Annotated in this window: 19 protein-coding genes; 14 read left to right on the top strand and 5 right to left on the bottom strand. The window is 56.8% G+C overall.

All coding sequences use genetic code 11. The features are described from left to right. The first annotated feature begins 43 nt into the window (after positions 1-43). The 5 genes from ASF69_RS12305 (at position 44) to ASF69_RS12285 (ending at position 7020) form a co-directional block, all read left to right on the top strand. Positions 44-1870 carry an ABC transporter ATP-binding protein gene (locus tag ASF69_RS12305; RefSeq protein WP_062587876.1) on the top strand — a complete coding sequence of 609 codons (1827 nt, stop codon included), beginning with the start codon at positions 44-46 and terminating at the stop codon, positions 1868-1870. 34 nt (positions 1871-1904) lie between these two features. Next, positions 1905-3437: an ABC transporter substrate-binding protein gene (locus tag ASF69_RS12300; RefSeq protein WP_062588390.1), complete on the top strand. Its 1533-nt coding sequence runs from the start codon at positions 1905-1907 to the stop codon at positions 3435-3437. A gap of 62 nt (positions 3438-3499) precedes the next feature. After that, entirely contained in the window at positions 3500-4423 is a 924-nt protein-coding gene (locus ASF69_RS12295; RefSeq protein WP_062587874.1) for an ABC transporter permease, read from the top strand. Positions 4424-4428: 5 nt separating this feature from the next. Continuing rightward, positions 4429-5277, top strand: coding sequence for an ABC transporter permease (locus ASF69_RS12290; RefSeq protein WP_062587872.1), 849 nt, complete (start codon positions 4429-4431; stop codon positions 5275-5277). A gap of 6 nt (positions 5278-5283) precedes the next feature. Further along, positions 5284-7020, top strand: a complete 1737-nt coding sequence (locus ASF69_RS12285; protein WP_062587871.1) for a M14 family metallopeptidase — start codon at positions 5284-5286, stop codon at positions 7018-7020. Between the two features lie 58 nt (positions 7021-7078). Here the strand turns inward: ASF69_RS12285 and ASF69_RS12280 are convergent, their stop codons facing one another. After that, positions 7079-7483 carry a host attachment protein gene (locus ASF69_RS12280; protein ID WP_062587869.1) on the bottom strand — a complete coding sequence of 135 codons (405 nt, stop codon included), beginning with the start codon at positions 7481-7483 and terminating at the stop codon, positions 7079-7081. A 231-nt stretch (positions 7484-7714) separates the two neighbouring features. Between ASF69_RS12280 and ASF69_RS12275 the strand changes: the two genes are divergently transcribed. After that, positions 7715-8074: a hypothetical protein gene (locus ASF69_RS12275; RefSeq protein WP_062587867.1), complete on the top strand. Its 360-nt coding sequence runs from the start codon at positions 7715-7717 to the stop codon at positions 8072-8074. 7 nt (positions 8075-8081) lie between these two features. Here the strand turns inward: ASF69_RS12275 and ASF69_RS12270 are convergent, their stop codons facing one another. Further along, the gene (locus ASF69_RS12270; protein ID WP_062587865.1) at positions 8082-8969 is read right to left on the bottom strand and encodes a LysR family transcriptional regulator; all 888 of its coding nucleotides are present in this window, start codon (positions 8967-8969) and stop codon (positions 8082-8084) included. Positions 8970-9074: 105 nt separating this feature from the next. Between ASF69_RS12270 and ASF69_RS12265 the strand changes: the two genes are divergently transcribed. Then, a complete protein-coding gene (locus ASF69_RS12265; RefSeq protein WP_062587863.1) occupies positions 9075-10091 on the top strand; it encodes a putative sulfate exporter family transporter in 1017 nt (338 codons plus the stop codon). A 63-nt stretch (positions 10092-10154) separates the two neighbouring features. Here the strand turns inward: ASF69_RS12265 and ASF69_RS12260 are convergent, their stop codons facing one another. Genes ASF69_RS12260 through ASF69_RS12250 form a run of 3 tightly spaced genes read right to left on the bottom strand, consistent with a single transcriptional unit; the run spans position 10155 to position 12729 of the window. Continuing rightward, positions 10155-10682 carry a flavin reductase family protein gene (locus ASF69_RS12260; RefSeq protein WP_062587861.1) on the bottom strand — a complete coding sequence of 176 codons (528 nt, stop codon included), beginning with the start codon at positions 10680-10682 and terminating at the stop codon, positions 10155-10157. Next, entirely contained in the window at positions 10682-11572 is an 891-nt protein-coding gene (locus tag ASF69_RS12255) for an aldo/keto reductase (RefSeq protein ID WP_062587859.1), read from the bottom strand. Before ASF69_RS12255 ends, ASF69_RS12260 begins: the two co-directional genes overlap by 1 nt. Next, positions 11572-12729, bottom strand: coding sequence for an LLM class flavin-dependent oxidoreductase (locus tag ASF69_RS12250; protein WP_062587857.1), 1158 nt, complete (start codon positions 12727-12729; stop codon positions 11572-11574). The genes ASF69_RS12255 and ASF69_RS12250 overlap by 1 nt, the downstream gene beginning before the upstream one ends. 101 nt (positions 12730-12830) lie before the next feature. Here ASF69_RS12250 and ASF69_RS12245 point away from each other — a divergent pair, with 101 nt between their 5' ends. From ASF69_RS12245 to ASF69_RS12215, 7 genes are all read left to right on the top strand, one after another. After that, a complete protein-coding gene (locus ASF69_RS12245; RefSeq protein WP_062587856.1) occupies positions 12831-13535 on the top strand; it encodes a GntR family transcriptional regulator in 705 nt (234 codons plus the stop codon). 209 nt (positions 13536-13744) lie between these two features. Further along, positions 13745-14818 (top strand): sn-glycerol-3-phosphate ABC transporter ATP-binding protein UgpC, encoded by a 1074-nt coding sequence (ugpC, locus tag ASF69_RS12240; protein ID WP_062587854.1) that lies wholly within the window; start codon positions 13745-13747, stop codon positions 14816-14818. A 62-nt stretch (positions 14819-14880) separates the two neighbouring features. After that, entirely contained in the window at positions 14881-16116 is a 1236-nt protein-coding gene (locus ASF69_RS12235) for an ABC transporter substrate-binding protein (RefSeq protein WP_062587852.1), read from the top strand. 125 nt (positions 16117-16241) lie between these two features. Beyond that, entirely contained in the window at positions 16242-17174 is a 933-nt protein-coding gene (locus ASF69_RS12230; RefSeq protein ID WP_062587851.1) for a sugar ABC transporter permease, read from the top strand. A 5-nt stretch (positions 17175-17179) separates the two neighbouring features. Then, positions 17180-18034 carry a carbohydrate ABC transporter permease gene (locus ASF69_RS12225; protein ID WP_062587849.1) on the top strand — a complete coding sequence of 285 codons (855 nt, stop codon included), beginning with the start codon at positions 17180-17182 and terminating at the stop codon, positions 18032-18034. Between the two features lie 52 nt (positions 18035-18086). Next, entirely contained in the window at positions 18087-20078 is a 1992-nt protein-coding gene (locus ASF69_RS12220) for an alpha-glucosidase (RefSeq protein WP_062587847.1), read from the top strand. 173 nt (positions 20079-20251) lie between these two features. Next, positions 20252-20974, top strand: coding sequence for an outer membrane beta-barrel protein (locus ASF69_RS12215; RefSeq protein ID WP_062587845.1), 723 nt, complete (start codon positions 20252-20254; stop codon positions 20972-20974). Positions 20975-21013 lie beyond the last annotated feature (39 nt).

The following is a 21013-nucleotide window of genomic DNA, read 5'->3' as shown; positions in this document are numbered from 1 at the left end:
CTGCGAGACATGAGCGGACCATGCCAATGCCGGAGAGACAGACATGACAGACGCAATGGATCAACTTAAGCCGCTCCTTTCCATAGAGGGACTGAGCGTCGAGTTCGGCTCCAGTCGTGTTGTCGATGATCTGTCCTTTTCGGTTTCACCCGGAAAGACCGTGGCCATCGTTGGCGAGTCCGGTTCTGGAAAATCCATCACGTCGCTTTCCACCATGCGCCTGGCGGACATGATGGGAGCGAAATTTCCCGCCGGACGTATCGTCTTTGCCGGAAGGGATCTTCTCACCGTCTCGCAAAAGGAGATGCGCTCCATTCGTGGCAAGGACATCGCCATGATTTTTCAGGAGCCGATGACCTCCCTCAATCCGGTCTTCACCATAGGCGATCAGATTTGCGAGGTGCTGGTTCTTCACGAAAAGCTCAGCAAGGCTGCGGCAAGAGAAGAAGCGCGCAGACTGCTGCAAATGGTACGCCTGCCGGATGCCGCGGCACTTCTCGATCGTTATCCTCACCAATTATCCGGCGGGATGCGCCAGCGCGTCATGATTGCCATGGCGCTGGCCTGCCGTCCAAAGCTGCTGATTGCCGATGAGCCGACGACGGCTCTGGATGTCACGATCCAGGCACAGATCCTCAACATCATGCGCGATCTGCAGAAAGATCTCGGTATGGGCATGGTTTTCATTACCCATGACATGGGTGTCGTCGCGGAAATGGCCGACGACGTCGTTGTCATGTGGGAAGGCAAGAAGGTCGAGGAAGGCCCTGTCGGCCAGATTTTTGCCAATCCGCAGCATCCCTACACCCGTATGCTTCTTGCAGCAGTACCGCGCCTGGGCAGCATGACGGGAGAAAATCATCCCAAGCGCACACCGCTCACTGTCCTTGAAGACGGGAAGCCAAAGATCATCGGCGAGGAGCGGGTCCAGGATACGGTGAAATATGACGAAAAGCCGATCCTGTCGGTGAAGGATCTGCTTGTCCGGTTCGACGTGCGTAAAAATCTGTTCGGCAAGGCAACGCATCGCCTCAGCGCCGTCCAGAATGTCAGCTTCGATATCCATCCGGGCGAAACGCTGGCGCTGGTGGGTGAGTCCGGTTCAGGCAAGTCCACGATAGGACGGACAATCCAGCAGCTTCAAACGTCGATGGGTGGCGAAATTTCCTTTGCCGGGCGCACCTACTCATCCATGTCCGCAGCTGAGCGGTTCCGGATGCGCCAGGAAGTGCAGTATATCTTTCAGGATCCCTTCGCCTCGCTCGATCCACGCAAGACGATCGGCTTTTCCATTGCCGAGCCTATCAACACCCATGGACTGCTGTCCGGCTCCAGGGCTGTCCAGCGTCGGGTGGATGAGTTGCTTGAGCGGGTTGGGCTGAGTGCGTCGGTCGCCAACCGTTACCCGCATGAGTTCTCGGGCGGCCAGCGGCAGCGCGTCTGCATCGCGCGCGCCTTGGCATCCGATCCGAAACTCATCATCGCAGACGAAGCGCTGTCGGCACTCGACGTGTCGATCCAGGCGCAGATCATCAACCTGTTCATGGACCTGCAGGCGGAGCGCGGGCTCGCCTATCTTTTCATCAGCCACGATATGGCTGTCGTCGAGAAGATAAGCCACCGCGTTGCGGTTCTTTATCTTGGCCAGATCATGGAGCTGGGCAGCCGAAGACAGGTCTTCGAGACGCCCATGCATGATTATACCCGCCGCCTTTTGTCGGCCGTCCCAGTCGCAGATCCCGGCGCTATCAGGCAAACGGCAATGATAGAGGGTGAAATCCCCAACCCGGTCCGTCGCGTCGGCGACGAGCCAGCAATTCTCGTCCACGAGGAAATAGAACCAGGCCACTTCGTCGCAAGAACGGCCTGATAATCCGCATCACTCTGAGAGGAACAGATCCATGATGACAATAAAAAACAGGGGAATGACAGCAATTGTGGCGCTCGCGCTATCGGGCGTGGCGCTCTCCGTCGCGCCAGCCTCTGCTGCAGGAAAATTGACGATTTCCAGCCCGCAGGATCCCGGTAGCTGGGACCCTATCGATACATTTCTGGTGCAATGGGCCGCTGTCGCCACCAATATGTTTGATGGCCTGACCTATCGCGGCCCGGATTTGAAGCTGGTGCCCGGTTTGGCTGAATCGTGGGAAGAACTGGACGAAGGCAAGCGCATCCGCTTCAAGCTTCGCCAGAACGTCAAGTTCCACAATGGCGAGCCCTTCAACGCTGAAGCCGTCAAGTTCACGTTCGACCGTCTTCTGGGCGAGCAGGGTGCAAAAGGCCCGCAGCGTTCCAACTATACGGCCATCGAGAGCGTGGAGATCATCGACGAAAACACAGTGGATATGAAGCTGAAAGCTCCAGATCCTGTTCTGCTGACGAAGCTTGCCGGTTACGGCGCGATGATCGTGCCGCCGAAATACATCACGGAAAAGGGTGAGGACAACTTCAACACCAATCCCGTCGGCACCGGCGCCTTCAAATTCGTGTCCTATGCGCCGAAGGTGAATATCAAGCTCGAGGCCAACCCGGATTACTGGGGCGGTGCGCCAAAGCTTTCCGAGCTCGACTATCGCTTCATCTCCGAGCCTGCAACAGCCGTTGCCGAGCTCCAGGCTGGCCGCGTCGATCTCGTGATACCGCCAACCATCCCGATTGGCATGTTGCCGGTCATTCAGGGCGATTCCAATCTGGAAATCGTCAGCGTTCCCGGCCCGACGGTGGATGCGCTGCGCTTCAACACGCGCGACGGCATCACCAAGGACCCGAAGGTTCGCAAGGCCATCATTATGGCGGTGGATCGCGCCACCATCGTCAAGTCCATCCTCGCAGGTCAGGGTTCGGAGATTGCAAGCTTCCAGGGCGAGCTTTCATTCGGCTTCGACCCGGAACTGAAGTCGCTGCCTTATGATCCTGAAGGCGCAAAGAAGCTTCTTGCTGAAGCTGGCGTAAAGCCGGGCTCGACTGTGCAGATCGATATTCGCGGCAATGACGCGACGATGAACGAAGTCACGCAGGTCATCGCCAGCTATCTGCAGATGGTCGGCATCACCGCAACCATCAAGCCGTATGAGACCAATGTTCTGTTGAACGACATCATCCCTCAGGGCAAGACCGGCGCGATGTTCCAGCAGAAATGGGGCGGCTGGACGTTCGATTACGACAACACCGCCTATTCCATGTACCACTCCGGCGAAAAGTGGAACCCTTACGAAAAGGATGAGGCGCTGGACAAGCTGCTGGAATCACAGCGGCCTCTGACAGACCGGGCCGAGCGTGAGCGCATCCTGAAGGAAATCGGCAAATACACGGCCGAGAAGGCGCTTGAACTGCCGCTCTACAACACCAACGCGATCTATGGTGTTAGCAAGAAGGTCAAGGGCTTTGTCGCAGCACCCGACAACCGTCTCAAGCTGACCGACGTTACCGTCGAGTAGTCTTTGTTTGACGCCGCTTCACGGCAAGCGGCGTCAAAAATCATCTTTGCAAGGAAAAGAACGTGGTTGGTTTCCTCATCAAGCGATTGCTGCAGGCATTTTTTGTCGTCATCGCAATCACCCTGCTCGTCTCATTTGCCATCCGTCTGACGGGTGATCCCGCCGTTACGATGTTTCAGGGTGGTGGCAGCATGACGGAGGAGGATCTGGCGCGTATTCGGGTGGCGCTGGGAACGGATCAGCCCTTCTTTGTTCAGTATCTGAATTTTCTGAAAGGGCTTGTGACGCTCGATTTCGGAAAAAGCTTCGTCGGTGGCACGCCCGTATCCCGCCTGATTGGCGACGCCTTGCCTGCAACTCTTTTGCTGGCCCTCATATCGATGGTCGTGTCGATAGCGCTTTCCATCCCGCTCGGCATCAAGGCCGCGACCTCGAAGGGCAAGGGCCTCGATCAGGCCATTCGCATTTTCTCGCTGCTCGGCCTTTCCTTTCCGAATTTCTGGCTGGCACTTATGCTGGTTCTGCTCTTTTCCATCACGCTGGGATGGCTGCCGCCAAGCGGCATGGGTGGTGCGGCAAGCTATGTCATGCCCGCCGTGACCATGGGCGTTATTCTCACAGCCACCAATGTCCGGCTCGTTAGAACGGCAATGCTCGATACGCTGCAGTCGCAATATATCATGGTCGCCCGCGCGAAAGGTTTGAGTGAGAGCAAGGTTCTTTACAAGCACGCGCTGCGCAACTGCGCCATTCCGCTCATCACCTATTTCGGCCTTCAGTTCGGCGGGCTTCTGGGCGGTATCGTGGTGATCGAGCGGGTCTTCAACTGGCCCGGTATGGGTTCACTCGCATTCGATGCGGTTGGCGCGCGCGATTATCCGGTGCTGCAGGCGGTCATTACCGTGCTGTCGCTGATGATCGTCGGCATCAATCTTCTTGTCGATATTGCTTACGGGCTGGTCGATCCCCGTATCCGCACGGAGTAACTGACATGGCTGCAAACACTTCCCGCCTTTCGCGTTTTTACAGCCTTGAGTTCATTCTTGGCGCAACCCTGACAGTTGTGATTTGCGCGGCCGTGCTTTTGTCGGATGTGCTTTTCCCAGGTGGCGCGGACAAGATCGATCTGATGGCACGGTTGGCGAAGCCCTTCGCAAGTGCTGCCCATCCTTTCGGCACGGATCCGCTGGGGCGCGATGTGCTGGCGCGCGTGGTCGCAGGCGGCAAGATTTCGCTGCTGGTTGGCTTTACATCGGTCATCGGCGCCGTCGTCTTTGGCGTTCTCATGGGCCTTATTGCCGGTTATTACCGCGGCTTCTGGGACATGGTCGTCATGCGCTTTGCCGATATTCAGCTGGCAATGCCATTCATTCTCCTAGCCATCACCTTCATTGCCATCGTCGGCGGCAGCCTCACCAACACCATCATACTGCTGATCGTTTCCCAATGGGTGCAATATGCGCGTCTGGTGCGCGGCTCTGTGCTGACGCTGCGCGAGCGCGAATTCATCCTGTCGGCCCGCGCAATCGGCGTGAAGGACTGGCGCATCATCTTTCAGCATCTCCTGCCCAATCTGGTGGGTCCGGTCATTGTTCTGATGACGCTGAACGTCGCCAACAACATTCTTCTGGAAAGCAGCCTGACCTTCCTCGGCATGGGGGTCGACCCCACCATTCCCAGCTGGGGCGGTATGCTGGCTGATGGCAGGACATATCTTCAGATTGCCTGGTGGGTGAGCGTATTTCCCGGCCTTGCAATCCTTCTGACCGTGCTGGGTCTCAATCTTCTGGGTGACTGGTTGCGCGATAGCCTTGACCCCACCGGCAGAACCGCGAGGTAATAGGCGATGACAGAGATATTTCGACAAGGCTTCGAGCGGACGCTTGAGCAGATTATCAACGGGGCCGAGGCAGGTCAGTGTATTGAAGCGTGGACCTTCGATGACGCTCCAAGCCGCCGCGATGCCGAGCGGCGCCTGACCGAAAAAGGTCTGACTGCGCGCATCCGAAGCGCCTACAAGCCGCTGCTGCACGCCTTTCTCGAAGATATCGATCTGACTGGCGTCACGAGCATTCAGATCGGATATCCGGTCCATCCGGCAGCACCGGAAAACCGTTTCCGGCTTGAGGCGTATCCCTTGGCGGCCTTGGTGGGTGACGCCAAAATTGCGTTTCATCCGCGCCCGGATGGCGAATTCTTTTACGATGTCGCTCTGACAAGGGGTGAGGTTGTCGAGAGGCTGAAGGTTCTTGCACCCAATCGCGTCCATGTGGATGCCGTCGGAGAAACCAATGTGTCACCAACCGGATGGATGCGGCGTGGCGACGATGACACCGGGGCTCGGCTGGAGACAGACTATAAGCGTCTGTTCGAAAGCGCGATCAACGCCATCGCGGCCTATGATTGGGGACAGAATGAGCCCTATTTCGATGAGTTGAACATTCGTGTTCTCCTGCCAACACGGGATGAGCCGCTTGGCTTTGGTCATGAGGTGATAAGCCTGCGCGAAGCGCTGCACGAGGATCTGTATTTCTCGCTGCTTGAGTTCTTCCAGAAGAAATCAGGTCGTCCGCTTGGCGATCGTGGTTTGAAACCCGGGCAGATCGTCCCTGAAATCATTGAAAGCGAAGCGGAAATCTCGGTTGTCATCGAGAACAGACCGCTCGGTACGGGTTTTCTGGATTGCGCAGACCAATCGCTCGATACCGCAAAGGAACCGCTTTCCGCCGGACAGATAGACGCGCTGCTGGCCGATATCGGTGGCGAAGCGTTTTTCGCGCCCGCCCGCTCAGGAAGACAGGTCAAGGCCCGCTACCTCAAAGGGAGCGATGCTGCTGTCATGATCAGCGGCGGTCAGCATCCGAATGAGACGACCGGCATCGTGGGGGCTCTTCGTGCTGCGCGCGCGCTGCGGGAAACCCCTGGAGCACATTTCACGATATCTCCGCTCGAAAATCCCGATGGCTATTCCGTTCACCAGCGGCTGCGGGTTGATAACCCACTGCATATGCACCACGCGGCAAGATACACGGCGCTGGGCGACGATCTGGAATACCGCACGGAAGAGAACTCGGGCAAATATCTCAACGAGAAGGAAATACGGTTCAAGGCGCAGGAATTGAGTGACGCCAAGCTGCACGTTAACTTGCATGGCTACCCCTCGCATGAGTGGACGAGGCCACTTTCCGGCTATGTTCCGCGCAACTTCGCCATGTGGACACTCCCGAAAGGCTTCTTCCTCGTCATGCGCCACCATGCCGGATGGACGGAGCAAGCCGAGACCCTGCTGGACAACGTCACCCGACATCTGGGAGCAATTCCGGGGCTTCTGGAATATAATGACAGCCAGATTGCGCTTTACGAAATTCACGCCGGCGAAACTGGCTTCCGCGTCATCAACGGATTTCCGTGCCTCTCATCCATCGACGACAGACACACCGTTCCGATGACGTTGATTACGGAATATCCTGACGAAACCATCTATGGCGACGATTTCATCGATGGCCACACCGCACAAATGGAAACCGTGATTGCTTCCTATCGCGCGTGGCAGGACATTCTGTCGGCGGCCCAGATTTCCTGAACCTTGTAACGAGAGCCTTGAGGGGCCGGAACACTCCGGCCCGCTCACATCCGAAATATCAGGCAGCGGCGAGCGCTTTTTCGATGTCCTGCACGCTATGCCCGGTCAGGTCCTTGTCGAGTTCGCCTACCAACACATCCGATAGGGATTTGTGGTAGCTCTTGCGCATCTCACCCAGAGTGCGGGGTGCTGCGATGACGACAAGGCTTTTGATCTTGCCGTTCAGAACCTGGTTGTTCAGCATTTGCGCGACACCTGCGGAAAAGCCGTCTTCGTCCTGCTGGCTGTCATCCGGGTTGGCGGCACTGGAAGAGTGACGGGAGCCGGATGGTATCTTGCTGTCATCCACCGTCGCTGCGGGCATGGCTGTCAGCTTCACATTTTGCGCGTCACCTTCATTCTTGAAGAGGCTGAGCTTTTCGCCGTCCGCGACTGCGATTACCGTGTTCTGTGGAATGTCCATTTTAGTCTCCCATGTGAAGAGATAGAATTCTTGTCGAGCGTTTACACGCCATGGAACAACCAATCCCGTGCAGTTCCGTTCCGTTTCGAATCTGCTGTCGTGCGGCCCAGCACGTTGGGAAGCTCGCCGTTTCGTACGGAACGCTCACGCTTTTCAGAATTTCTGTTGACTTGAGACGCTCGGCTGCGAAACTGCCCCGGTGCTGGAAACAAGCTTTGGGAGGAGCGTTTCATGAGACGGAATTGGCCTGACGAGTTCAGAGACTTTCTAAACGGTGCAGAAGAGGTGACGCTCACCCTGTCGGGAGCGGAAAGCCATCATCCCAAGATCACGCGCAAAGCCTTGAAGGTTCGCATTTCCCAGGAGAATTACGAGAAAATCTGGCCGCTCGCGGAAATGCGTTACAGGCTTCAAGGTGACCGTGCGGGCTCTGCCGTCACACTGATCACCAGCAATCCTCACTACCAGGCCTGGCATCCGGCTGATGGTGGTATCGAGCAGGTTAAGCTGCCCAGTGGGCGAGTACACGAAACGAAATTCGTGATCGTCCACTTCCTTCTGGATGAAGTGCGCGAGACCGTGGAGGCATAGTAGGCCTTTAGCCGTCCTTGCGATGACAGATATCGAAGAGCGTCAGCGCGGCTTTGCTCGCGTGACGCTCCTTGTGTCGCAAAATCCGGAATTCGCGGGCAGGGGCGCGAAAATCGACTTCGCATAATCTGCCGCTCTCAATATAGAGCTGTGCTGCAAGCCGCGACACCGCGGCTGCTCCCGTGCCCGAAAGCAAGGCGCAGAGAATAGACTCGTTGGACGGGAGGACCAGCACGGTATTGAGGGAACCGGCCTTGATGCCGAGATCGATCAATGTTTCTTCAAAGGCAGACCGCGTTCCCGATCCCACTTCGCGCATCACCCAGCGACCATCTTTCAGGTCCTCCGCGCAAAGCGCCTTTTTGCCTGCCCATGGGTGAGAAGGACCAACAACGACCACAAGTTCGTCCTTGGCGACAATAGAGCCCGCAAGCGCCGGCTCATCCAGCTCACCCTCGACAAAGCCGATATCGGCCTCGCCACTAATGACAGCGTCTGCAACGGTGCGCGTGTTTCCTATTGTCAGTTCCAGCTCTATGCCGGGAAAGTCATTGTGAAAGGCCATGAGACGTGGCGGCAGCCAATAGCTTGCGATCGTCTGGCTGGCAAAAACATTCAGCGAGCCGCGTTGCATCCCGCCCAACTCGCTCAGGATCAGTTCCACGGAACGAGACCGTGCGAGCAGCATCCGTGCTTCATCAAGAAAGATGCGTCCCGCTGCCGTCAGCTCGATGCGACGTCCGATGCGATGGAAAAGCTCGACGCCATAATGCTGTTCGAGATTGCGGATGGCTGAACTGACGGCCGATGGCGTCAGATGAATAGCGGCCGCCGCCTTCGTCAGGTGCTCGCGCTCGGCTACGGCAACAAAGATTGAGAGTTGTTCGAAGGTCATAGGAAATCGTTCTGTTTTTCCGAATGAAACGTAGAATTATATTCGATGGAAGTAAATTAAATTAGATGAAAAAACTGCGACTGGTATCAATCGAGTCAGTTCATCATGCAGTCCTCGCAACTCCGTCAGATCGTCCCCGGCTTGGTCATGTGCGTCCTTGTCGCCGGTGCAGCCTATGTTCTCGCCCGCATTCAGCACGCGTTGTTGGGCGCTGGGTTTCTTGAGGCCTTGGTGTTTGCGATCATCATCGGAATTGCGATCAGGACCATCTTCTCACAGCAGAAATCATGGCAACCGGGCATAAGCTTCAGTTCCAAGACATTGCTCGAGATCGCCATTGTCCTTCTCGGCGCCTCCATCAGTTTTGCCACAATCCGCAGTGCCGGGCTGACGCTCATCATTGCCGTTGCTGCCATCGTTACCATGTCCATCTATGTAAGCTTCGCGGTTGCCCGCCTGCTCGGTCTGTCTCCGCGCCTGTCGATGCTGATCGCCTGCGGGAATTCCATTTGCGGCAACTCTGCAATTGTCGCAGTCGCTCCGGTTATTGAAGCCAATTCCGATGAGGTGGCGTCCGCTCTCGCTTTCACCGCTGTTCTCGGCGTTGCCTCGGTCCTGCTTCTGCCGCTCCTTTATGTCTATGCGGGAATGGGCGCTCTCCAATACGGGGCTCTAACAGGGTTGACTGTCTACGCCGTTCCGCAGGTTCTGGCGGCGGCGACGCCTGCTGGTCTCCTCGCCGTCCAGACGGGAACGGTCATGAAATTGCTGCGTGTCCTTATGCTTGGTCCCGTCATCTTCACGCTTGGCATCCTTCAGGGAAAGGCCGCCCGGCGTGAAGGCCGCGCAACCTCCCATCGCAACCTTGTCCCGTGGTTTATCATCGGCTTCATGGCGGTGGTGGTGCTGCGATCGTTGGGCCTGATCCCGCTTGAAATCGTGACCATCCTGCTGACAATCTCAAGCGCGCTTACCGTCATTGCCATGGCTGGTCTTGGACTGTCGGTCGATATTCGCACCGTTGCCAGTGCCGGTGGCCGGGTGATTGTTGCTTCATCGATTTCGCTGTTGCTGCTCGTAACCGTCAGCTACTTCGTGGTCATATCGGCGCTCCAGCCGTAAGGCAGGCGAAGTTACAGCGGCTAATAAAGGTCCACGAAACCCCGCGCCTTCAGGGGGCGATCGTCAGGAAACGAGAGCGAACCGACCCATCGCGCCCCGTGCAAAGCAAAGGGGTTCACCTTCCCGGTGTGCCGCGCGCAGCACACGGCCCAGCAAAATCGAGTGGTCACCGCCATCATAGACCGAGGCACGCTCGCATTCGAAACGGCTGAGCGTTCCCGCTATGATTGGAACACCTTCCGGGTTGTCATCCCAGGAGAACTCGTTGAAGCCGAGGCCGCCGCGGGTAAAACGGCTGCTGAGATCGCCCTGCTCTGCGGCAAGAACGTGAATGGCAAAATGAGTTGCGTTGGCAAAGAGATCATGCCGGGATGACGTCTTTGCCGGCGACCACAGGATCAACGGCGGATCTAGCGAAACGGACGAAAAGCTGTTTACGGTCATGCCGATCGGTCCAGCCGGGCTTTGCGCGGTCACAACCGTTATGCCGGTCGGAAATGTTCCAAGCGCGGTACGGAAGCTGCGCGTATTCGCGGCGTCCGGAACAAACCTATGCTCGCCGTGGTCCTCCACGTTGATCGGTGATGTCATCACGGCACCTCACGGCCTGCTGCGAGTGTGTAGAGCTCAAACCACGTCTGGCGGTCCATGACCACTTTTTCGGCCTGAGAAATAGCCTTGATGCGCTCAAGGTTGTTCGTGCCGAGCACGGGCAGTATCCGCGCCGGATGGCGCAGCAACCAGGCGATCGCGACTGCGGCATTGTCCACGCCTTGATCACCCGCAATCTTCGCCATTGCATCAGCCAGCGGACCGCCAGCCGTCATCAGCGATCCGCCACCCAGAGGAGACCAGGCCATGACGGGGAGATTTCTTTCCTGAAGATAAGCCAGATCACCATTGGTAAACGGCGAAATCTCGCTGAGGCTGAGCTCGATCTGGTTTGTCACCAGCTCGTTTTCCATATGGGTCTGCAACAGGGAAAAGTCCCAGGGGCGGAAATTGGATACGCCGACGCTTCGGACCTTGCCGGACGCCACCAGTTCATCAAGTGCTGCACCTGTCTCATCCGGGTCCATCATCGGGTCGGGCCGGTGAATGAGAAGAAGGTCGATGCGGTCTGTAGCCATATCGCGCAAGGACGCTTCGACAGACGCGTTGATGTGTTCTGCCGATGTATCATAATGCTTCACGCGGGCAGACGAGTGGCGACCGACCGGCGCGACGATGCCGCATTTGGTCACGATCTCGACCTTGTCTCGCAGCGACGGCGTCGCCTTGAAGCTTTGTCCCAAGATCGCTTCAGCCGTATAGCCGCCGTAGATGTCTGCCTGATCCAGCGTTGTTATGCCCTGTTCCAGGCAAGCTTCGATCTTGGCTTGTACATGGCCCTGAGAGGTGTCCTTGTCGTCCCCGATGCGCCACATGCCATAAACGATGCGGCTGAATGAGAGGTCAGGGGTGAGTTCGATGCGGTCCATCAGTGGCGCTCTCCGTTTCCAAGGGGTGTTGAAGGCGTCTGCGCCGGTACACGCCCATGGGCGTGGGGTAGCGAACACGTCTTCATTTGCGGCAAGACTTTGCGACCAAAATGCTCTGCCTCTTCGAGATGGGGATAGCCAGAGAAGATGAAGGCTCGAATTCCCATTTTACGATAATCTTCCAATGCGCTCAGGACCTGATCCGTGGATCCGACCAGTGCTGCACCACATCCGGAACGGGCTCGTCCGACGCCAGTCCATAGATGCGGTTCAATGTAGCCAAATTTATCCGCGAGTTCACGGGCTTTTGCCTGATGGGCGACGCCTAAGGAAATGCTGTCGTGGGCGCGGTTGCGGATAAGTTGGCCGTATTCGTCGTCGAGCTTCGATACAAGGTGCTCTGCATATTCTTTCGCCTCCGCCTCCGTATCGCGGACGATCATATGCACGCGCAGACCGTAATCGAGTGTTCGTCCGTGCGCTTCGGCGCGTGCATGCACCGCACGCATACGCTCTGCAAGCTGTTCCTTGGTTTCCGGCCACATCAGATAGACATCGCACTGCGCGCCGCAGAGTTCCAGAGCGTCCGGCGAATATCCTCCGAAATAGAGAAGCGGTCCCCCATTCTGCTGATAGGGGCGGGCCGGCTCTGTCGAAACACCCTTGAACTGATAGATCTCCCCATCATGGTCGATCGTGTCGCGTGTCCACGCCTGCCGCAGGATTTCCACCACTTCATGGCTGCGTCTGTAGCGATAGGCGCTGTCGGCAACTTCACCGGGGAAGTCAGAGCTGATGACGTTGAGCGTAAGACGACCCTTCAACATGTGATCGAGCGTCGCCACCGTCCGCGCCAGCATGATCGGCTGCATCTCGCCGCAGCGGATTGCCGCAAGGAAGTTGATCTTCTCGGTAATGGGTGCGCAACCGGCCACAAAGCTCAGCGTGTCCTGTCCCACCTGGTAGGAAGAGGGGCACAAAATATTGCGGAAACCGAGATCTTCAGACTTTCGGACGATGGAAGAGCAATGCTCCCAGCTGGAGCGCAACGCGCCGTCGGGAACGCCGAGATAGGCGTAGTCGTCGGAACAAAGCGCTGAGAACCACGAGACCTCGCTGGCGTCAAGGTCCGCGGACGTTACTGGCACAATCGTCATGAAATCCTCCTCACAGGACGGTTGCCAATTTAGTAACATCGGGTATTTTGTAAATCAATAATGTATCAATTTTTTCTGACGAAGGTCAAAAACCGTTGAAAATGAGAAGCTCCAAGGGAAGTCTGCCGGTGTATCTCCAGATCGCCGAGACGCTTGTCAGAGACATCACCGCCGGTCGGCTAATCGATGGCGAGAAGCTCCCGCCTGAGCGCGAGATGGCCTCAACGCTTGGAATAGCAGTTGGAACGTTGCGAAAGACATTGGCGGAACTTCACAATCGCGGCCTGCTGAAACGCATTCAGGGTTCTGGCAACTACATCTGTGCGATTACTGATCCCAAGAGCGTCTATTCCATGTTCCGGCTGGAACTCATCACTGGCGGCGGATTTCCAACAGCGGATGTCCTCAGTGTCAGCCGTCAGACCAAGCCGCATGACATCCCGTCCTTCGGTTCATCTGAGGAGGGGCATCGCATCAGACGTCTTCGACGCATCGGCGGCAAGGCTGCTGCAATCGAGGAAATCTGGCTAGACAGTTCCTATATTGAGCAGGTCGCTGCGGAGGAACTTTCGGAATCCCTGTATCTCTATTATCGTACGCGGCTGGGATTATGGATCGCGAAGGCCGAAGACCACATCGACCTGGGCCACGTGCCGGATTGGTCGCCAGATGCATTTGGGCCGAGATGCGGAGACGCCGTGCCCCACGTGCTGCGCATCAGCTACTCTCATGATGGGGCTACGGCGGAGATTTCGCACACGTGGTATGATCAAAGCGTAGCGCGTTACGTCAACCGTCTGCGGTAGGCCTCAGGGCGGTTTTGATCTTGACCGAAATCAAGTTGCCACATGGAAGAATTTAAAAAAAACGGAAAATTCCTTTTTTAAACAACGCTTGGAATTAAATTTCAAACGGAATAAATTAAATTGATACACTATTGTTTTCATTCGTTCCTAACGTATGCTCTTTGTCAGAGGAGCCCGGAGCATCGTGGCCGAGGGTTGGGTGATTATCAATGGCATCAGTTAAGCTTTCAAAGCTTGAGAAGAGTTATGGCGCGCTTCGCATCGTCAAAGGCATCGACCTTGAGATAAGCGATGGCGAATTCGTCGTTTTCGTCGGCCCGTCCGGCTGCGGAAAATCGACCACGCTTCGCATGGTCGCGGGTCTTGAAACGATTACAGGCGGCGAGGTTAAGATCGGGGACCGCGTCGTCAACCGCTTGGCCCCGCGTGAACGGGACATTGCCATGGTGTTTCAGGATTATGCGCTCTACCCGCACAAAACCGTCAGGGAAAACATGGGCTTCAGCCTCAAGGTCCGCGGCATAGCAGCGGGTGAGGCAGCGGCGCGTGTGGACGAGGCGGCGAACATGCTTGGCATTTCTCACCTGCTGGACCGCCGGCCCGGTCAGTTGTCGGGTGGTCAGCGCCAGCGTGTTGCCATGGGGCGGGCAATCGTTCGCCGCCCGCAGGTCTTTTTGTTCGATGAGCCACTGTCGAACCTCGACGCCAAGCTGCGTGGTCAGGTTCGCACCGAGATCAAAAAACTGCATCAGGCCATCGGCACGACCATCATCTACGTGACCCACGATCAGGTCGAGGCCATGACCCTGGCGGACCGGATCGTTATCCTGAAGGGCGGCGAGATCGAACAGGTCGGCACGCCTGATGAGGTCTATAACAAGCCTGCAAGTGTTTTCGTTGGCGGTTTCGTCGGCTCTCCGGCGATGAACTTTGCTAAGGCTTTGGTACAGGGCAACGATCTGGTTTTCTCTAACGGTGATCGCATTCCCGTATCCGCGCTGCGGCAGAACTGTCAGTCGGGTGCGACGGAAGGCCGGAACGTTATTGTCGGTATCCGGCCGGAGCATTTCGCCATCGGCACGTCCAGCGTTTCGCTGACCTGCGACGTTCAGGTCGTTGAGCCGTTGGGCTCGGATACCTTGATCCATTTCGCCATTGGCAGCGAAACTCTGACCGCCAGAATGCCGCCGGAAACGCGCATCCTGGCAGGGGAGACTTTGAAGATCGCGGTGGATCCAACAAAGATCCATTTGTTCGACGCGCAGACAGAGCGTGCAATCTAGCATCGCGTTCTGGTGTTGGGAGGTCGCTGACCGCACACAAGAGATAACAACGGGAGGAAGCAATGAACTTTACGAAATTAACCGGTGCATTCTTTTGCGGCACCATGCTGGCCTTTGCGATGCCGGCAGCAGCTGAGACAACGCTCAGCATCTATATCTCCAGCCAACACCAGCCAAATGTCTGGCGTCAGGCGTTGGACAAGTATGAGGCCGCCAATCCTGAGGTAAAGGTCAAGATTGAAACCGGCGGCAACACCTCCGAAGCGCAGGCGCAGTATCTCAATACGGTTATGTCGGCAAAGGACAGCTCGCTCGACGTGTTGATCCTCGACGTCATCCGCCCGGCCCAGTTTGCCGCTGCTGGCTGGACAAGCGACTTTGCCAACAAGGACATGTCGGCCTATCTGCCCGCTTATTCTGGCGCCAATACCGTCGATGGCAAGGTCATCGCTCTTCCGGCCTTCGCAGACTCGCAGTTCCTTTATTATCGCAAGGATCTGCTTGAGAAATACGGAATTCAGCCTCCAAAGACCTGGGACGAATTGAAGGTTGCCGCCAAGAAAATCTCGGAAGGTGAGGGCAACGCCAATCTTCAGGGTCTGTCATTCCAGGGCAAGGCAATCGAAGGCGCAGTCTGCACCTTCCTGTTGCCTTACTGGAGCCAGGGCAAAAACCTTACGGAGAATGGCCGCCTCACATTTGACCGTGATGCCGCGATCAAGTCGCTGAGCCTGTGGAAGAGCTTCGTTGATGAGGGTGTTTCCAAGAAGAATATTGCCGAAGTCGGCACCGACGACACCCGCAAGGAATTCCAGGCTGGCAATGCGATCTTCGCCGTGAACTGGTCCTATGCCTGGGCACAGGCGCAGGGCAAGGAATCGGCTGTCGTCGATAAGGTCGGCGTGGCACGTCTGCCTGCGATCACAGGTGGAGAACAGGCCACCTGCCTCGGCGGTTGGGAGTGGGGTGTTTCCGCCTATTCCAAGCATCAGGATGAAGCAAAGAAGCTGGTGGAATATCTCTCCTCGCAGGATGTTTCCAAGTTCATGGCCATTAACGGTTCGCTCTTGCCAACCTATGCCGGGCTTTACAAGGACGCCGATGTCCTGAAAAGCGCGCCATGGTTTGCCGACGCCCTCCAGGTTGTCGAGACCGCAAAGCCGCGTCCTGTCACGCCACGCTACAATGAGGTGAGTGAAGTCATCCGCACCACGGTCAACTCCGTCCTGGCAGGTGTCTCGACACCGGAGCAGGGCGCCGATCAGATCGAGGCCCGCCTGAAGCGCATCCTGCGCTAGGATAATGCCTGAGGTGCTTGCCGCAGTGTTTGGGCGGTGGGCTGGAACCTTCACAAGATGTGGCCCTGCCACTGGGGGCGACGTGGTCCGTCGCCCCCAGATCATCCAATGCTCGGAACAGAACCATGGCAACGACATTATCGAAAGCAGACGAGAGACCTGCGGCACCGTCTCCGAACTGGACGCGCTGGCTTGACCTGAGCGACCGGTCCCTGGCCGTCCTGCTTCTCGCGCCAGCGGCGATCCTGTTGGCCCTGATCATCGTCTACCCGGTGTGCAGGCTGATCTACACAAGCTTCTTCAGCCTGTCCCTGACATCGGGACTGCCAGCAGAGTTTGTCGGGCTGGAAAATTATCAGTTGATGTTTGAAGATCCGGTTTTCTGGGAAACGACCTGGAACACGGTCCTTATCACCCTCATCACCGTGCCGGGTGCCTTGGTGATGGGGCTCGGCCTTGCGCTGATGGCCAATCTGCCATTCGCGATCCAGTGGCCCGTCCGCCTGTCCCTGCTCATTCCCTGGGCGCTGCCACTGTCCTTTGCAGGTCTTATCTTTGCGTGGTTCTTTCACTCCGAATATGGCGTCGTGAACGATGTACTCAATCGCTTTGGCTTTGAGGGAATTATTTGGTTCAATTCGCCCAACTGGGCCTTTGCTGCAATCTGCCTCACCATCATCTGGAAAACCTCGTCATTCATGGCGTTGATCATTCTGGCGGGTTTGCAAACCATTCCCCGCTCGCTCTATGAGGCTGCGGATGTGGATGGTGCCGGACGGTTGCGCCAGTTTTTCGAAATCACTCTGCCGTTGCTCAAGCCGTCCATTGTCGTCGCGCTCATCTTTCGCACGATCACCGCGCTGCAAACCTTTGATATTCCATACATGATGACCGGCGGCGGGCCAGGCACATCCACGGCAACGCTCGCGATGTACATCCACCAAAACACGGTTTCATTCCTCGATCTCGGCTATGGTTCGGCTCTTGCCGTGATGATGTTCGTGTTGTCGATGTGCGTAACAGCCGTCTATCTGCGCATGATCCGGACAAAGGAGTAGTCGCCATGAGCACACACACATCGCATGGCCGCATGTCCTTTCTGTCGGGTATGCCTCTTCGCTTCATCGCCGCCGGCATTCTGTTGATCAACGGCATGTTCCCCGCCCTGTGGATTCTGTTTACATCCCTGAAAACAGAAGCCGAATTGACGGCGAAGCCAATCACATGGGTGCCGCACGCGCCGACTTTGCAAAACTACATGCAGGCCTTTTCGGATCAGCCACTGCACATCTTCCTGTTCAACAGCTTCATGGTCGCACTTCTGTCGACAGCGCTGACCCTGCTCGTTTCGGTGCTGGCTGCCTATGCACTGGCGCGTCTCAATCTGGCCTATCGCGGCTTGATCCTTTCCCTGATCATTGCCGTTTCCACGTTCCCGCTCGTCACACTGCTGGTGCCTCTGTTTGAAATCATGCGCGCGCTCAACCTGCTCAACAGCTGGACCGCACTGGTTTTGCCCTACACCGTGCTGAGCCTGCCTGTTTGCACCCTGATGCTGGTATCCTTCTTTGAGGGCATCCCGCGTGATTTGGAAAATGCAGCCATGATCGATGGTTGCACCCGCCTCGGCGCCTTGTTCAAGGTCGTTGTTCCGCTTTGCGCACCGGGCGTGTTTACTGCAGGCATTCTCGCTTTCGTCAACGCGTGGGACGAGTTCCTGCTGGCGCTTTCCTTCAACTCCAATCCCACTTTGCGAACACTGCCGGTCGGCATCCAGCTCTATCAGGGCGAGTTCGCCTTCCCTTGGCCCGTCATCTCTGCAGCGCTGGTGGTTGGCATCGTCCCCGTGGCGATCCTCATCGTCATTTTCCAGGAACGTGTCGTATCCGGGCTGACTGCAGGTGGCATCAAGGGCTGACGCCTTGAGGCGGACAGTGCATGACCGCTCGGAATTATTGAAAGACAATGGAATGAAACTCGAACGCACCGCGACCGGATTCACCCTTTCGCTCAACGGCAGAACGATCCTCGACCATAGCGAGACCGCACCAGCCCTTTTCGTCGGTCGGGGCGAAGAGCGGATGGATATGTATCGCGGTAACTTTGACATCGAAGATTACGTCATCGAGCGACGCCCGCTATCCTTCGCGGAGCTGGACGGCAACCGGGTTTCCTTGTCAGATGCTGCGGGTCAGCCAGCGTGTCTTGCTCTTACCATCGGCGATAACGCCATCAGTTTTGAAGCATTCGACCCCGGCCTCAACCGTTTTTGGATCCGCATTCAGGCTGATGAGGATGAGCATGTCTGGGGCGGTGGCGAGCAGATGTCCTATTTCGACATGCGCGGTCGCCGCTTTCCCCTGTGGACGTCAGAGCCTGGCGTTGGTCGCGACCCCACAAGTGAAATCACCTTCAAGGCCAACGTCAAGGACAAGGCTGGCGGTGACTACTACAACACAAACTACCCCCAGCCGACATATGTGTCCTCGGCGCTCTATGCACTGCATGTCGAAACGACAGCCTATTCCGTGTTCGATTTCCGGCAGAAGGGCTTCCACGAAATAGAAGTCTGGGCCATTCCTGAACGGCTTGAATTTTTCGCAGCTCCGACCTTCGTGGAATTGGTCGAGGCCTTGTCTCTGCGCTTCGGACGCCAGCCGCCCTTGCCGGATTGGGTCTATAATGGCGCCATTATCGGCCTGAAGGATGGCGAAAACTCCTTTGCGCGGCTGGATACCATGCTCAAGGCTGGCGTTCAGGTATCTGCTCTCTGGTGCGAAGACTGGGTGGGATTGCGCCAAACGAGCTTCGGCGCGAGGCTGTTCTGGGACTGGCAGGCAAATGAGACTCGCTATCCCGGCTTGAAAGAAAAGATAGCGGAGCTGCACGATAGCGGCATTCGCTTTCTGGGCTACGTCAATCCATATCTCTGTGTTGACGGGCCGCTCTTTAAGGTCGCAGAGGACAAGGGCTATTTTGCCACCGATGGAAACGGCAATACGGCTCGCGTCGATTTCGGTGAATTCGATTGTGGTGTCGTGGATTTTACCAACAAGGCGGCCGCCGACTGGTTTGCAGAAGACATCATTGGCAAGAACATGCTGGATTTCGGCCTCTCCGGCTGGATGGCCGATTTTGGCGAATACCTGCCCATCGACGTGCACCTTTCGAATGGTATCGATGCCAAGCTCATGCACAATGCCTGGCCAACATTGTGGGCAGAGGTGAATGCAAAAGCGGTTGCCTCGCGTGGCAAGACCGGAGAGGCATTGTTCTTCATGCGCGCTGGATTCACCGGCGTTCAGAAACATTGCCCGCTTCTGTGGGGTGGCGATCAGTCGGTTGATTTCTCACGCCACGACGGTCTTGTAACCGTCATGTGCGGAGCGCTGTCGTCCGGCCTGCTCGGCAATGCCTACCACCATTCGGATATCGGCGGATACACCAGCCTTTTCGGCAATGTTCGCACGCCGGAGCTGTTGATGCGCTGGGCCGAGATGGCAGCATTTACGCCGGTCATGCGCAGTCACGAAGGAAACCGCCCGCGCGACAACATGCAGCTGGATCAGGACCCTGTTGTCCTCTCGCATTTTGCCCGCATGACGCGGCTTTATCGCCATCTTGCGCCTTATCTCAAAACTCTGTCCGCGGAGGCCGTCGCGCGGGGACTGCCGGTGCAAAGACCACTCTTCCTGCATTATCAGCATGACCGCGAGACCTACACCATTCAGGACAGCTATCTCTACGGCGCAGATCTGCTTGTCGCGCCCGTATGGAAAGCGGGTGAGGAAAACCGTGTGCTCTATCTCCCTAACGGTGAAAACTGGGTTCATGTGTGGAGTGGTGAAGAGTTTTCGGGCGGCGTCGAGGTGTCAGTTGCTGCCCCTCTCGGTCGTCCCGCTATCTTCTACAAAGCCGGGTCCGCGCACCAAAGCCTGTTTGCGGCTTTGAAGGAAATCTGAGCTTTTGATCAGGGGCGTGCTTGCGGCTTTCAAGGGAAATGCGTTGCCAAGCTGCAACGCGCCTCTGATTTTAGTTTTCAATAACATTAGAAAATGAAAGTCGAAGTGGACAGCAACCGCGGGAACAACCAATCTGGCCGCATCGGCGGGGGCTGATTCAGAAAGGTTTTCAAATGAGATATCTCTTGAAGTGCGCGGGCCTTTTGGCATTGCTCGGCTCGTCTGCTTCTGCCGCAGATCTCGCCGTTCAGACCGAACCTGCAGCGACAGTGGCAAACCCAGGTGGGTTCTATCTTGGCTCTGTCAGCAGCCTGACATTCATGGACGACCTCGATTTCTCCGCTTTTGGCACTGATATCAGAAGCGAATACGACATGGGCACCTACAGCGCATTGCGTGCAGGTTACAGCTTCGGCTCCTACGGCTTCGTGTCTCCACGTATCGAACTTGAAGTCGGCTATGGCCGCGCAGATGTTGATGAGCATTTCGTGGGCGGCTTTGGCGCAGGCAATGATTCCTTCGGCTCGGCCCGTGCGATCCAGGGCTATGTCAATGCTTACATGGACGTCCCGACTGGCACGGCCTTCACGCCTTACTTCGGCGGCGGCGTCGGTGCCATGAACCTCGAGCTTCGTCGTCAGGGCGTTTCCGCTACCGGCGTCGTACTTGATGATGACGACACGAAGTTTGCTTACCACCTTGACGCAGGCGTGGGCATCGAGCTCAGCTCGATTTCCTTCTTCCGTGATGTGAGCCTGTTCACCAACACCACATTCGATATCGGTTACCGCTACACAGCTGCCGATGATTTCGATTTCACGGCTGTCGACGGCACCACCTCAAGCACAGACTTCAGCAGCCACGCTCTGACAGTCGGCTTCCGCCGTCAGTTCTAATCGTTCAAAGGGCCGCAAATTGCGGCCCTTTCCTTTTCA

The sequence above is a fragment of the Rhizobium sp. Leaf311 genome (assembly GCF_001423445.1).
Lineage (GTDB): Bacteria > Pseudomonadota > Alphaproteobacteria > Rhizobiales > Rhizobiaceae > Agrobacterium.
The sequence above is the reverse complement of the archived record's forward strand: the minus strand, read 5'-3'. Positions and strand labels throughout refer to the sequence as shown.